General features: G+C 61.4%; 15 protein-coding genes. 10 read left to right on the top strand and 5 right to left on the bottom strand.

Annotated elements, in window-relative coordinates; translation table 11 throughout:
* Positions 1 to 176: 176 nt before the first annotated feature.
* The 6 genes from hisB (at position 177) to BM300_RS12565 (ending at position 4,032) form a co-directional block, all read left to right on the top strand.
* A complete protein-coding gene (gene hisB / locus BM300_RS12590) occupies positions 177 to 770 on the top strand; it encodes an imidazoleglycerol-phosphate dehydratase HisB (RefSeq protein ID WP_003186751.1) in 594 nt (197 codons plus the stop codon).
* Entirely contained in the window at positions 770 to 1,408 is a 639-nt protein-coding gene (gene hisH / locus BM300_RS12585; protein WP_018606318.1) for an imidazole glycerol phosphate synthase subunit HisH, read from the top strand. The genes hisB and hisH overlap by 1 nt, the downstream gene beginning before the upstream one ends.
* Positions 1,408 to 1,662, top strand: a complete 255-nt coding sequence (locus tag BM300_RS12580; RefSeq protein ID WP_003186749.1) for a DUF2164 domain-containing protein — start codon at positions 1,408 to 1,410, stop codon at positions 1,660 to 1,662. Before hisH ends, BM300_RS12580 begins: the two co-directional genes overlap by 1 nt.
* Positions 1,663 to 1,704: 42 nt before the next feature.
* A complete protein-coding gene (gene hisA / locus BM300_RS12575) occupies positions 1,705 to 2,442 on the top strand; it encodes a 1-(5-phosphoribosyl)-5-[(5-phosphoribosylamino)methylideneamino]imidazole-4-carboxamide isomerase (RefSeq protein WP_063323366.1) in 738 nt (245 codons plus the stop codon).
* Between the two features lie 9 nt (positions 2,443 to 2,451).
* The gene (hisF, locus tag BM300_RS12570; RefSeq protein WP_003196830.1) at positions 2,452 to 3,222 is read left to right on the top strand and encodes an imidazole glycerol phosphate synthase subunit HisF; all 771 of its coding nucleotides are present in this window, start codon (positions 2,452 to 2,454) and stop codon (positions 3,220 to 3,222) included.
* Positions 3,223 to 3,285: 63 nt separating this feature from the next.
* A complete protein-coding gene (locus BM300_RS12565; protein WP_092146484.1) occupies positions 3,286 to 4,032 on the top strand; it encodes a substrate-binding periplasmic protein in 747 nt (248 codons plus the stop codon).
* A 78-nt stretch (positions 4,033 to 4,110) separates the two neighbouring features.
* On the opposite strand, the gene BM300_RS12560 is transcribed toward BM300_RS12565, so the two are convergent.
* The 4 genes from BM300_RS12560 to gpmI all read right to left on the bottom strand — a co-directional run bounded on the left by BM300_RS12560 (position 4,111) and on the right by gpmI (position 9,396).
* On the bottom strand, positions 4,111 to 4,890 hold the full coding sequence (locus BM300_RS12560; protein ID WP_092146482.1) for a divergent polysaccharide deacetylase family protein: 780 nt from the start codon (positions 4,888 to 4,890) through the stop codon (positions 4,111 to 4,113).
* A gap of 1 nt (position 4,891) precedes the next feature.
* Entirely contained in the window at positions 4,892 to 6,208 is a 1,317-nt protein-coding gene (locus BM300_RS12555; RefSeq protein ID WP_063323363.1) for a S41 family peptidase, read from the bottom strand.
* Between the two features lie 32 nt (positions 6,209 to 6,240).
* Positions 6,241 to 7,533: a murein hydrolase activator EnvC family protein gene (locus BM300_RS12550; RefSeq protein WP_092345424.1), complete on the bottom strand. Its 1,293-nt coding sequence runs from the start codon at positions 7,531 to 7,533 to the stop codon at positions 6,241 to 6,243.
* A gap of 333 nt (positions 7,534 to 7,866) precedes the next feature.
* Positions 7,867 to 9,396: a 2,3-bisphosphoglycerate-independent phosphoglycerate mutase gene (gpmI, locus tag BM300_RS12545; RefSeq protein WP_092146478.1), complete on the bottom strand. Its 1,530-nt coding sequence runs from the start codon at positions 9,394 to 9,396 to the stop codon at positions 7,867 to 7,869.
* Between the two features lie 152 nt (positions 9,397 to 9,548).
* Between gpmI and BM300_RS12540 the strand changes: the two genes are divergently transcribed.
* The 3 genes from BM300_RS12540 to secB are packed head-to-tail and all read left to right on the top strand — an operon-like array spanning position 9,549 to position 10,740.
* On the top strand, positions 9,549 to 9,962 hold the full coding sequence (locus tag BM300_RS12540) for a rhodanese-like domain-containing protein (protein WP_092146476.1): 414 nt from the start codon (positions 9,549 to 9,551) through the stop codon (positions 9,960 to 9,962).
* Position 9,963: 1 nt separating this feature from the next.
* Positions 9,964 to 10,218, top strand: coding sequence for a glutaredoxin 3 (gene grxC, locus BM300_RS12535; protein WP_063323359.1), 255 nt, complete (start codon positions 9,964 to 9,966; stop codon positions 10,216 to 10,218).
* A gap of 39 nt (positions 10,219 to 10,257) precedes the next feature.
* A complete protein-coding gene (secB, locus tag BM300_RS12530) occupies positions 10,258 to 10,740 on the top strand; it encodes a protein-export chaperone SecB (RefSeq protein WP_063323358.1) in 483 nt (160 codons plus the stop codon).
* Between the two features lie 118 nt (positions 10,741 to 10,858).
* Here secB and trmL read toward each other — a convergent pair whose 3' ends face one another.
* Positions 10,859 to 11,314: a tRNA (uridine(34)/cytosine(34)/5-carboxymethylaminomethyluridine(34)-2'-O)-methyltransferase TrmL gene (gene trmL, locus BM300_RS12525; RefSeq protein WP_092463019.1), complete on the bottom strand. Its 456-nt coding sequence runs from the start codon at positions 11,312 to 11,314 to the stop codon at positions 10,859 to 10,861.
* On the opposite strand from trmL, the gene BM300_RS12520 reads away from it, so the two are divergent.
* Positions 11,313 to 11,753, top strand: coding sequence for a hypothetical protein (locus tag BM300_RS12520; protein ID WP_086936680.1), 441 nt, complete (start codon positions 11,313 to 11,315; stop codon positions 11,751 to 11,753). The genes trmL and BM300_RS12520 overlap by 2 nt on opposite strands.
* Positions 11,754 to 12,012 lie beyond the last annotated feature (259 nt).

Here is a 12,012-nt window from a genome sequence, read left to right as displayed (position 1 = left end):
GCGAGCAAGTTCGCTCCCACAGTCGTTTTGGGTGATGGCAAAGACTTGTATGGACATGTCTATCGCCGACAGCGCGGGAGACAACCCGTCAGGGATATCACCTCCCGTGTTTCTGTTTGCCGCTCGCGCCCCTATAATGGCTGCCTTTTTCGCCCAATGATTTTGCGGAGCTGGTGATGGCCGAACGTAAGGCGTCTGTCGAGCGCGACACTCTGGAAACCCAGATCAAAGCCTCGATCAACCTGGATGGCACCGGAAAGGCCCGGTTTGATATCGGCGTGCCTTTTCTTGAGCACATGCTGGACCAGATCGCCCGTCACGGGCTGATCGACCTGGACATTGTCAGCAAGGGCGACCTGCATATCGACGACCACCACACGGTGGAAGACGTCGGTATCACCTTGGGCCAGGCCTTTACCAAAGCCATCGGCGACAAGAAGGGCATCCGTCGCTACGGCCATGCCTACGTGCCGCTCGATGAGGCGCTGTCGCGTGTGGTCATCGACTTCTCTGGCCGTCCGGGCCTGCAGATGCATGTGCCGTACACCCGTGCCACCGTCGGCGGCTTCGACGTCGACCTGTTCCAGGAATTCTTCCAGGGCTTCGTCAACCACGCCAACGTGACCTTGCACATCGACAACCTGCGCGGGCACAACACCCACCACCAGATCGAAACCGTGTTCAAGGCTTTCGGCCGCGCCCTGCGCATGGCTGTGGAGCTCGATGACCGCATGGCCGGCCAGATGCCTTCCACCAAGGGCGTCCTGTAATGCAGACGGTCGCGGTTATCGACTACGGCATGGGCAACCTGCACTCGGTGGCCAAGGCCCTCGAGCACGTGGGTGCCGGCAAGGTGCTGATCACCAGCGATGCCGACGTGATTCGCGAAGCTGACCGGGTGGTGTTTCCAGGCGTCGGTGCGATTCGCGATTGCATGGCCGAGATTCGTCGCCTGGGCTTCGACAAGCTGGTGCACGAAGTCAGCCAGGACCGTCCGTTCCTTGGCATCTGCGTGGGCATGCAAGCCTTGCTCGAGCGCAGCGAAGAGAACGACGGCGTCGATTGCATCTCCATGTTTCCAGGCCAGGTGAAGTTTTTCGGCAAGGGCCTGCATGAAGACGGCGAGCACCTGAAAGTCCCGCACATGGGCTGGAACGAAGTGAAACAGACGGTGGATCACCCGTTGTGGCACAACATCCCGGACCTGGCGCGCTTCTACTTCGTGCATAGCTACTATATCGCCGCCGGTAATGCGCGGCAGGTGGTGGGCAGCGGTCACTATGGCGTCGATTTCGCCGCAGCCCTGGCCGATGGCTCGCGCTTCGCCGTGCAGTTCCACCCCGAGAAGAGCCATACCCATGGCCTGCAACTGTTGCAGAACTTCGCAGCGTGGGACGGGCGCTGGTAATGGCCCGCAAGAAACCGCCGATCCTCACCCTCACGCCCGAGCAGGAGAGCGAGGCGAACCGCAAGATCCAGCGGTTCATGGAGGAGCGTTTCGAGCTGGACCTGGGCTCGTTCGAAGCGGCGGAAATTCTTGACCTGTTTACCCGCGAAATTGCTCCGCACTATTACAACAGGGCGATTTTCGATGTGCAGACGCACCTTAAAGAAAGGTTCGAAAGCATTGAAAGCGACTTGTGGGCGCTCGAGAAAAATTGATTTTCGAGCCAAGCTGAATATTCGTATTTGAAGGTTTGCCAGATGCTGATTATCCCCGCTATCGATCTCAAGGACGGCGCTTGCGTACGTCTGCGTCAGGGCCGCATGGAAGACTCCACGGTGTTTTCCGATGACCCGGTGAGCATGGCCGCCAAGTGGGTGGAGGGCGGCTGCCGTCGCCTGCATCTGGTCGACCTCAATGGCGCCTTCGAAGGGCAGCCGGTCAACGGTGAAGTGGTCACGGCCATCGCCAAGCGTTATCCGAACCTGCCGATCCAGATCGGCGGTGGCATTCGCTCGCTGGAAACCATCGAGCACTACGTCAAGGCCGGCGTGAGCTACGTGATCATCGGCACCAAGGCGGTGAAGGAGCCTGAGTTCGTCGCCGAAGCCTGCCGCGCCTTCCCGGGCAAGGTTATCGTTGGCCTCGACGCAAAAGACGGTTTCGTCGCCACCGACGGCTGGGCTGAAGTCAGCACCGTGCAGGTGATCGACCTGGCCAAGCGTTTCGAGGCCGATGGCGTGTCTGCCATTGTCTACACCGACATCGCCAAAGACGGCATGATGCAGGGCTGCAATGTCCCGTTCACCGCCGCTCTGGCTGCCGCCACCAGGATTCCGGTGATCGCCTCCGGTGGCATCCACAACCTGGGTGACATCAAGGCACTGCTCGACGCCAAGGCGCCGGGCATCATAGGTGCGATCACCGGTCGCGCGATCTACGAAGGCACCCTGGACGTCGCCGAGGCCCAGGCCTTCTGCGATTCCTACAAAGGCTGAGGACTCATCATGGCGCTGGCCAAACGCATCATCCCTTGCCTGGACGTGGACAACGGCCGGGTGGTCAAGGGCGTCAAGTTCGAGAACATCCGTGATGCCGGCGACCCGGTGGAAATCGCCCGTCGCTACGACGAACAGGGTGCGGACGAGATCACCTTCCTCGACATCACAGCCAGCGTCGATGGCCGCGATACCACGCTCCATACCGTCGAGCGCATGGCCAGCCAGGTGTTCATCCCGCTGACCGTGGGCGGTGGCGTGCGCACCGTGCAGGACATCCGCAACCTGCTCAATGCCGGTGCCGACAAGGTGTCTATCAACACCGCGGCGGTGTTCAACCCGGAATTCGTCGGCGAAGCGGCCCAGCACTTCGGCTCGCAATGCATCGTCGTCGCCATCGACGCGAAGAAGGTCTCCGGCCCGGGCGAAACCCCGCGCTGGGAAATCTTCACCCACGGCGGCCGCAAGCCCACGGGCCTCGATGCCGTGGAGTGGGCGAAGAAGATGGAAGGCCTGGGCGCCGGTGAAATCCTGCTGACCAGCATGGACCAGGACGGCATGAAAAACGGCTTCGACCTGGGCGTCACCCGCGCCATCAGCGATGCCCTGGGCATTCCGGTCATCGCCTCCGGCGGTGTCGGCAACCTGCAACACCTGGCCGACGGCATCCTGGAGGGCCATGCCAGCGCGGTGCTGGCGGCGAGCATTTTCCACTTTGGCGAGTACACCGTGCCGGAAGCCAAGGCCTACATGGCGCATCGCGGTATCTGCATTCGCTGATCGCTGGACACCATGGCGGGCCCAAGGCACTCTTGGGCACACCATGGATTGCGGTAGCCCGACATGCTCAAACGCCTCGTTCTTGCCTTTGCCGGTGCCACGCTGTTGCTCGCAGGTACCGTCCGCGCCGCTGATACATCGCTGGTGTTGCTGACGGAAAACTTCCCACCGTACAACATGGCCAAGAACGGCAAGAACTTCGCCCAGGACGAGAACATCCATGGCATTGCCGTGGACGTCGTCCGTGAAATATTCAAACGTGCCGATATCTCCTACAGTCTGACGCTACGTTTCCCTTGGGAGCGCATCTACAAACTTGCCCTGGAAAATCCGGGTTACGGTGTGTTTGTCATGGCGCGGTTGCCGGAGCGTGAAAAGCTTTTCAAATGGGTCGGCCCCATCGGTCCGGACGACTGGATCATGCTCGCCAAGGCCGACAGCAAGATCGCTCTCGACTCGTTGGAGCAGGCGCGTCAGTACAAGATCGGTGCCTACAAGGGCGACGCGATTGCCGAGACGCTGGCCAAGCAGGGACTGAAGCCGATGGTCGTGTTGCGCGATCAGGACAACGCCCGGAAACTGGTCAACGGCCAGATCGATCTGTGGGCCACAGGAGATCCTGCCGGGCGTTATCTGGCGCGTCAGGAAGGGGTGACCGATCTCAAGACCGTGCTGCGATTCAACAGTGCCGAGTTGTACCTGGCCTTGAACAAGGACGTGCCTGACGATGTGGTTGCCCGGCTTCAAAAGGCCCTGGATGAATTGCGCAAGGAAGGTGAAGTGGACGCGATCATGGCGCGGTATCTCTAAGGGCTGTACCCGCCGCATTGCCGCCATCGCGAGCCTGCTCGCGATGAAGGCGACGCGGTTTGAGATAGAGCCCAGCCGCTACCGATAAACCCCATCCTTCCCATGCCCGACCATCGCCCGATTGCTGCGCAGGCTGATCATCGACTTGATGTCGATCCACTCGATGCCCTGGGCCTTGAGCTTGGGTAGTTCGCGTTCGAGCACTGCCAGGGTCTGTGGGTAGGGGTGCCCGATCATTACGGCCGAGCCTTGCCGGCGGGCCAAATCGATGGCGGTCTGGAGCTGGCGGGCAATGGCCGCTTCGGTGCGCTCGTCGTCCAGGAACACGTCCCGCGAGACACTGGCGAGGCCGATCTTCTGGGCCTCGGCGGCGGCGACTGTCTGGGCGCTGGTGCGGCTGTCGACGAAAAACTTGTGTCGCTGCTGCAAGTTCGCCATCAGCCACGCCATGGCCTGGGGCTGGGCAGTCATGCGGCTGCCCATGTGATTGTTGATCCCGCTGGTATAAGGCACGGCAGCGAACGCGGCGTCGAGGCGCTTGCCCAGTTCTTCGATGGGCAGCTCCGGATGCCAGGCGAACGGCCCGGTGGCCGGGTCCATGGGCATGTGCAGCATGACCAGTTTGCCGGCGCGATGGGCTTCGCGGGCGAATTCGGCGGCGTGGGGCGTGTCAGGCATGATCGCGGTGGTGACCGGGCCGGGGAGGGCCAGTACCCGGCGATCCCGGGGCAGGTTTTGCCCCAGGTCGTCGATGATCAGGCTCAGGTAGGCCTTGTGCGGCGAAGAAGGCGTGGCGGGCGCCGCGTTAACGGCTCCCGCTAGCAGGCACAGCAGGACGAAGGTGAAGCGCAGGCCCATCTCAGCGGCCGGACGTGATGTTCAACCCTTTGAGCAGGCTCAAGGCCTGGGCCAACTGATAGTCGTCATCCTGCGGCATTGGCTTGGCCTTGCCACCGGAACCGGTCGGTTTGTCGGCGCCGCCGTTGCCATTGCCCAGGTGGCCTTGCAGGTCGGCTTCCTTGAAGTATTCGCTGTCCTGCTCGTTGGTGATCTTGGCCTTGCGCACCTCGATGTCCGGAACGATACCCTGGGCCTGGATCGAGCGACCGTTGGGCGTGAAGTACAGCGCGGTGGTGATCTTCAGGGCGCGGTCGTTGTTCAGCGGCAATACGGTCTGTACCGAGCCTTTGCCGAAACTGGTGGTGCCCATGACCACGCCACGCTTCTGATCCTGCAGGGCGCCGGCGACGATTTCCGAGGCCGAGGCGCTGCCGCCGTTGATCAGCACCACCAATGGCACGGCTTCGCTCAGGTCGTTGCCGGTGGCCGAGAAGCGCAGCTCGGAATTGGCGATACGCCCCTTGGTGTAGACGATCAGGCCCTTGGTGATGAAGTGGTCCACCACTTCCACCGCCGATTGCAGCACGCCGCCGGGGTTGTTGCGCAGGTCCAGGACCAGGCCGTTGAGCTTCTTGCCGTTGTCCTTGCGCATCTTGGCCAGGGCCTTGGCGACTTCTTCGCCGGTCTTGACCTGGAACTGGGTGATGCGGATGTAGCCGTAGCCCGACTCCAGCAGTTGGCTCTTCACGCTTTTGACCTGGATGACCGCACGGGTCAGGGTCACGTCGAATGGCGTACCGCCGTCGCGCACCAGGGTCAGGGTGATCTTCTGGCCGATCTTGCCGCGCATCTTGTCCACGGCTTCGGTCATGCTCTGGCCGCGCGTTGGCTGGCCATTGATCTTGACGATGAAGTCGCCGGCCTGGATGCCGGCCTTGGAAGCGGGCGTGTCGTCGATCGGCGAAACCACTTTGACGAAACCGTCTTCGCTGCCGACCTCGATGCCCAGGCCGCCGAATTCGCCGCTGGTGCTTTCCTGCAGTTCGGCAAAGTCGTCCGGCCCCAGGTAGGCCGAGTGCGGGTCAAGGTTGCTGAGCATGCCTTTGATGGCGTTCTCCAGCAGCATCTTGTCATCCACAGGTTCCACGTAGGCGGCCTTGATCCGGTCCATGACCTCGGCAAAGGTGCGCAGTTCGTCCAGCGGCAGCGGGGCCTTGGTAGTCGCGGCTGTGGCGGCGGGTGCCGACGGGGCCGGTTCGGCGGCGAAAGCCAGGGGCGCGCCGATCACCAGGGCGATCGTCAGGGCCAGCGAGGTAAGGCGGGACAAATGCAGCATGTCGAACGAACTCCTTAATAGGATGGGCGCGCTTATCCTTGCGCACGACACCATTGGGCCGGGTCACTGGGGCGACCCTGCTGACGAATAGCGAAATACAGTGCTGGCGTATCCTGCCCGCCACTGTTGCCGACCGTGGAGATGGACTCACCGGCCTTGACCACATCCCCCGCCGACTTGAGCAGCGTCTGGTTGTGGCCGTACAGGCTCAAATAACCGTTGCCGTGATCCAGGATCACCAGCAGGCCGGCGCCGCGTAGCCAGTCGGCGAATACCACGCGCCCGCCATGAACCGCATGCACCTGGCTGCCAGCGGAGGCGCTGATCATCACGCCGTCCCACTTGGTGCGGGTGTCGTCGCCACGGGTTTCACCGAAGCGCGCTAGTAATCGACCATTGACCGGCCATGGAAGTTTGCCTCGGGCTGAAGCAAAAGCGCCGCCAAAGGTTTCGCCGTCACTGGAAACCAGTGCGCCGGGGCTGGATTTTGCCGGTTTGCGCGGTGCGTCGCCGGCGTCTGCGTCGGCCTGGGCTTCACGCAAACGCTTTTTTTCGGCTTCCTGCTGGGCGATCAGCGCTTTCTGGCGCGCTTCTTCTGCCTCTCGGGCCTGGCGGGCCAGGGTTTGCTCGATAGTTTTCAACACGTTTGCCAGCTCGGCCTGGTCCTGCTCGCGGGCCTTGAGCTTGCTGTCGCGGGCTTTCACGTCTTCATTGAGCTTGGCCAGGGCCACCTGGCGTTCCTTGCGAACTTTCTCGAGTTCTTCGCGCTGGGTGTCGAGGCTGCTTTTCTGCACCAACAACTGGGCTTGCTGCAATTCGATGTCTTTTTCGACATTGGCCAGTTGGCGCAGGGTTTCGTTGAAGTTCTTGAGTTGTTCCAGGCGGGCCTGGCTCAGGTAATCGTAATAGGTGAGGGTGCGGGCGAACTTCTCGGGATTCTGCTGGTTGAGCAGCAGCTTGAGGTATTCCTGGCGACCGTTCTGGTAGGCGGCCCGGGCCTGGATGGCGATCAGCTTTTGCTGTTCAGTGCGCGCGCTCTGGAGTTTTTTTTTCTCTCCATCGAGTCGTTGCAGCTCGGATTCGCTTTTCTTCAGCTCTTTTTGCAGCGCGTCGACCTGTTTCTCCAGATTGCCCATCTCGGTTTCGGTGCCGCGCAGGTCTTTCTGCACGCTGGATTTCTCTTCCTGCAACTTGCCCAGCAGTTTTTTCAGCTCGGCAATGTCCTGGCGCGTGGCTTCCAACTGTTGTTGGGTTTGCGCGCGCTCGTCGGCAAAGGCCGGTTGGAGCAGGCAAGTCAGAGCGAGGGCTATCAGGACGCGAAGCATAGAGGCGGGCGACACCAGGGAAAGGGACGGCCTAGTATGCCCGCCCCACGCTGCAAAAAAAACGCCCATTTGGGGCTGTGTGATAACTGGCCTGAAAAACACTGCAAACCCCTCTGTGGGGGCGCAATGCTTACTTAAGGATTGCCCGATTCATTGTGGCGAGGGGATTTATCCCCGTTGGACTGCGAAGCAGTCCCTCCCAACCCATCTGACACACCGCATGCTCGGGTTTTGGGGGCGCTTCGCGCCCCAGCGGGGATAAATCCCCTCGCCACAGGTTCATCTACTTCCTTAAGTGAGGAGCACCAAGCCCCACAAGGGGGTTGTGTTGAATCAAACCAGAATCGAAGTCCCGGTCATCTCCGCCGGCTTTTCCATGCCCAGCAACATCAGCATGGTTGGCGCCACATCAGCCAGCACGCCGCCCTCGCGGACCTTGAAGTCACGCTTGCCGACATAAATGAACGGCACCGGCTCGGTGGTGTGAGCGGTGTGGGCCTGGCCGGTGGATTCGTCGGACATCTGCTCGACGTTGCCGTGGTCAGCCGTGATCAATGCTTCGCCGCCGACCTTTTCCAGGGCTTCGACGATGCGGCCAACGCAGGTGTCCAGGCATTCCACGGCCTTGACCGCCGCCTCGAACACGCCGCTGTGGCCGACCATGTCGCCGTTGGCGTAGTTGACCACGATCACGTCGTAACGCTGGTTTTCAATGGCCTCGACGATGCGGTCGGTCACTTCCGGCGCGCTCATCTCCGGTTGCAGGTCGTAGGTGGCGACTTTCGGCGAGGGGATCAGGATGCGTTCTTCGCCCGGGAAGGGTTCTTCGCGGCCGCCGGAGAAAAAGAACGTCACGTGGGCGTACTTTTCGGTCTCGGCGATGCGCAGTTGGGTCTTGCCGTTTTTCGCCAGGTAGTCACCCAGCACGTTTTCCAGGCTGCCGGCGGCGAAGGCCGATGGTGCGGGGATGCTGGCGGCGTATTGGGTCAGCATGACGAAACCGGCCAGTTTCGGCTGGCGGGCGCGTTCGAATTCCTTGAAATCGTCTTCGACAAACACGCGGGTCAGTTCGCGAGCACGGTCGGCGCGGAAGTTCATGAACACCACGGCATCGCCGTCCTCGACCTTGACCGGTTCGCCAATGGTGGTGGCCTTGACGAACTCGTCGCTTTCGCCGCGCTCGTAGGCGGCCTGCAGGCCTTCCTGGGCGGTGGCGGCGTTGAATTCGGCGCTGCCGTCGACGATCAGGTTGTAGGCCTGGGACACACGGTCCCAACGGTTGTCACGGTCCATGGCGTAATAGCGGCCAATGAGGCTGGCGATGCGCCCCTTGCCGAGGGCCTGGAAGGTGGCGTCCAGCAGTTCGATCGACGAGGTGGCGCTTTTCGGCGGGGTGTCGCGGCCATCGAGGAACGCGTGCAGGTAGATCTGCTCGGCGCCGCGCTTGAAGGCCAGTTCGGCCATGGCGATCAGGTGGTCCTGATGGCTGTGCACGCCACCGTCGGACAGCAGGCCCATGAAGTGCACGGCCTTGCCGGCGGCCACGGCTTTATCCACGGCGGCGCAGATGGTCGGGTTTTCGAAGAACTCACCGTCGCGGATCGATTTGGTCACACGGGTGAAGTCCTGATACACCACGCGGCCTGCGCCGAGGTTCATGTGGCCGACTTCGGAGTTGCCCATCTGCCCGTCCGGCAGGCCGACGTCCATGCCGCTGCCGGAAATCAGGCCGTTCGGCACGGTGGCCCACAGGCGGTCCAGCACGGGCTTGTTGGCCGAATACACGGCATTGGATTCGTGGCTGTCACTGTGACCGAAGCCGTCGAGAATCATCAGGACCAAAGGTTTAGGCGTGGTAGTCATGGAATCCACTCGTGGCGGGTTAAAAGAAGACGATGGAAAAGGGACGGGCAGTTTAAAGGTAAGTTCCGACGGCGTCACCGCCGGGCGGGGTTTGGCCGGCCTTGCGTGCTGTGTATACTGGCCGACATTTTAACGCCCTGGAACCTCCTTCGATGGTTGCTCACCTGATTGAATTTGCCACTAACCACTACATTCTCGTCGGTATCTTCGTCGTACTGCTGGCGTTGCTGGTCGCCCATACGATGCAGGGTGGCGGTCGTAGCCTGAGCACCGGCGAGCTGACGGCGCTGGTCAACAAGGATGCCGGTGTGGTGGTGGACATCCGCCCGAGCAAGGATTACGCCGCCGGTCACATTGTCGGGGCATTGAACATTCCCCAGGACAAACTGATCGCGCGCATCGGCGAACTGGAAAAGCACAAGGCCAAGACGCTGATCCTGGTGGATGCCCAAGGCCAGCACGCCGGTACCCTTGCCCGCGAGTTGATGAAATCCGGTTTCACCGCCGCCAAGCTCTCCGGTGGCGTTACGAGCTGGAAAGCCGACAACCTGCCCCTGGTGAAGTGAGATGGCCCACGTCGTTGTCTATTCCAGCGATTACTGCCCCTATTGCTCTCGAGCCAAGTACCTGCTCCAGAACAAAGGCGTGGCTTTCGAAGAGATCAAGGTCGACGGCAAGCCGCAACTGCGCGCCGAAATGACCCAAAAGGCCGGACGCACCTCCGTGCCGCAGATCTGGATCGGCAGCACCCACGTGGGCGGCTGCGATGATCTGTTCGCCCTGGAGCGCGCCGGCAAGCTCGACGCGATGCTCAAGGCCTGAATTTCCCACTCAAGAACCTGAAAGTAAGAAGGATCTGCGATGACTGACCAACAGAACACAGCTGCCAGCGAAGAAGAAGCCGCACCGCAATTCTCCTTGCAGCGCATTTATGTCCGTGACCTGTCCTTCGAGGCCCCGAAAAGCCCGGCGATCTTTCGCCAGCAGTGGGAGCCGAGCGTCGGCCTGGACCTGAACACCCGCCAGAAGGCCCTGGAAGACGACTTCCATGAAGTGGTGCTGACCCTGTCGGTGACCGTGAAGAACGGTGAAGAAGTGGCGTTCATCGCCGAAGTGCAGCAGGCCGGGATCTTCCTGATCAAGAACCTGGATGCGGCTTCGATGAGTCATACCCTGGGTGCGTTCTGCCCGAACATCCTGTTCCCCTACGCCCGCGAAACCCTGGACAGCCTGGTGACCCGCGGTTCGTTCCCGGCCCTGATGCTGGCTCCGGTGAACTTCGATGCCCTGTACGCGCAAGAACTGCAGCGCATGCAGCAAGAAGGCGGCGCGACCGTTCAGTAATTCGACGCAAACCCTGTGGGAGCGGGCTTGCCCGCGAAAGCGGTGTGTCAGGCGACATTGATGTCAACTGACTCTCCCTATTCGCGAGCAAGCCCGCTCCCACATTTGTTATCAGGTGTTATTGAAAGCCGTTCTGCCGCCACGCCTCATAAACCGCCACTGCCACGGTATTGGACAGGTTCAGGCTGCGACAGCCTTCGCGCATTGGCAGGCGCAAGCGCTGGTCGGCGGGCAAGGCGTCCAGCACCTCGGCCGGCAGGCCACGGCTTTCCGGGCCGAACAGGAACGCATCACCGGCGACGAAGCGGGCGTCATGGAACGGCCGCGAACCCTTGGTGGTAAAGGCGAACAGGCGCGGATGCCCGAGGCTTTCCAGACAACTGGCGAGGTCTGCATGGCGCTGCAAGGTGGCATACTCGTGGTAGTCGAGGCCGGCACGGCGCAGGCGCTTGTCGTCCATCTCGAAGCCCAGCGGTTCGATCAAATGCAGGTGGCAGCCGCTGTTGGCGCACAGCCTGATGACATTGCCGGTATTCGGCGGAATTTCCGGTTGAAAAAGGATGACGTGAAACATGCACGGCTCCGCAGATGAAGATGAGCGGCATTCTACGCTGCAAACCGACCGACGTTCGAAGCTAATGCCTCGGGTGATGGGTTCGTTGGCGATCTTCGGCATGATGGTCGGATTGATGATCGGACGCCTGACCACGCCTGAACCGAGCGTGCTGCAGCAGGTCGAGGTGATAGACGGTGGGGTGGTGGCTTGGTTCAACACTGAACCCAAGCTGCACGGGGAAGTCATCGACGGCTCGGTGGCGCTGTTGTTCGAAGCAGAAGGGCGATCGCAGAACGGCCAGTTAAAGCTCAACGGCAAGGACGTGAACTGGCGGGTGCGGTTGAGTGACAAGGGGTTGTTGCTGACGTTGGTGGCGGCGCGTCCATTACGCGGGGCGTGGACCGGCAGCGAGGTCGATGACCGCTGGCGGCTGGAGGTCCGTCTCCAGGAGCAATAAAAGAGGGAATCCCCGGCCTGCCTGTACCAAGGTCCCCAAAACGGGAGGGCTTACCGCGAAGGTCCAGCCCTGGTGTAAAGAAGGGAAACCTTGACCTGCCTGTATCAAGGCCCCCAAAACAGTGGGCTCGATGAGCCCGGTATAAAATGGGGAATCCCCGGCCTGCCTGTACCAAGGTCCCCGAAACTGGGTAGTGATTGAGCTATTGCAGGGGGCGTGCCAGTTTTAAATGGCTTGTCACAAAAAAACTGCTGCTGAG

This window comes from Pseudomonas sp. NFACC46-3, from assembly GCF_900114515.1.
Classification (GTDB): Bacteria; Pseudomonadota; Gammaproteobacteria; order Pseudomonadales; family Pseudomonadaceae; genus Aquipseudomonas; species Aquipseudomonas fluorescens_Q.
This window is presented reverse-complemented; position numbering and strand designations above follow the sequence as displayed.

Coding starts and splice junctions, on each gene's coding strand:
- BM300_RS12565 (WP_092146484.1), top strand. CDS start 3,286: ATGCTCAAACGCCTCGTTCTTGCCTTTGCCGGTGCCACGCTGTTGCTC.
- BM300_RS12540 (WP_092146476.1), top strand. CDS start 9,549: ATGGTTGCTCACCTGATTGAATTTGCCACTAACCACTACATTCTCGTC.
- BM300_RS12580 (WP_003186749.1), top strand. CDS start 1,408: ATGGCCCGCAAGAAACCGCCGATCCTCACCCTCACGCCCGAGCAGGAG.
- trmL (WP_092463019.1), bottom strand. CDS start 11,314: ATGTTTCACGTCATCCTTTTTCAACCGGAAATTCCGCCGAATACCGGC.
- hisB (WP_003186751.1), top strand. CDS start 177: ATGGCCGAACGTAAGGCGTCTGTCGAGCGCGACACTCTGGAAACCCAG.
- gpmI (WP_092146478.1), bottom strand. CDS start 9,396: ATGACTACCACGCCTAAACCTTTGGTCCTGATGATTCTCGACGGCTTC.
- grxC (WP_063323359.1), top strand. CDS start 9,964: ATGGCCCACGTCGTTGTCTATTCCAGCGATTACTGCCCCTATTGCTCT.
- hisF (WP_003196830.1), top strand. CDS start 2,452: ATGGCGCTGGCCAAACGCATCATCCCTTGCCTGGACGTGGACAACGGC.
- BM300_RS12555 (WP_063323363.1), bottom strand. CDS start 6,208: ATGCTGCATTTGTCCCGCCTTACCTCGCTGGCCCTGACGATCGCCCTG.
- hisA (WP_063323366.1), top strand. CDS start 1,705: ATGCTGATTATCCCCGCTATCGATCTCAAGGACGGCGCTTGCGTACGT.
- BM300_RS12550 (WP_092345424.1), bottom strand. CDS start 7,533: ATGCTTCGCGTCCTGATAGCCCTCGCTCTGACTTGCCTGCTCCAACCG.
- hisH (WP_018606318.1), top strand. CDS start 770: ATGCAGACGGTCGCGGTTATCGACTACGGCATGGGCAACCTGCACTCG.
- secB (WP_063323358.1), top strand. CDS start 10,258: ATGACTGACCAACAGAACACAGCTGCCAGCGAAGAAGAAGCCGCACCG.
- BM300_RS12520 (WP_086936680.1), top strand. CDS start 11,313: ATGCACGGCTCCGCAGATGAAGATGAGCGGCATTCTACGCTGCAAACC.
- BM300_RS12560 (WP_092146482.1), bottom strand. CDS start 4,890: ATGGGCCTGCGCTTCACCTTCGTCCTGCTGTGCCTGCTAGCGGGAGCC.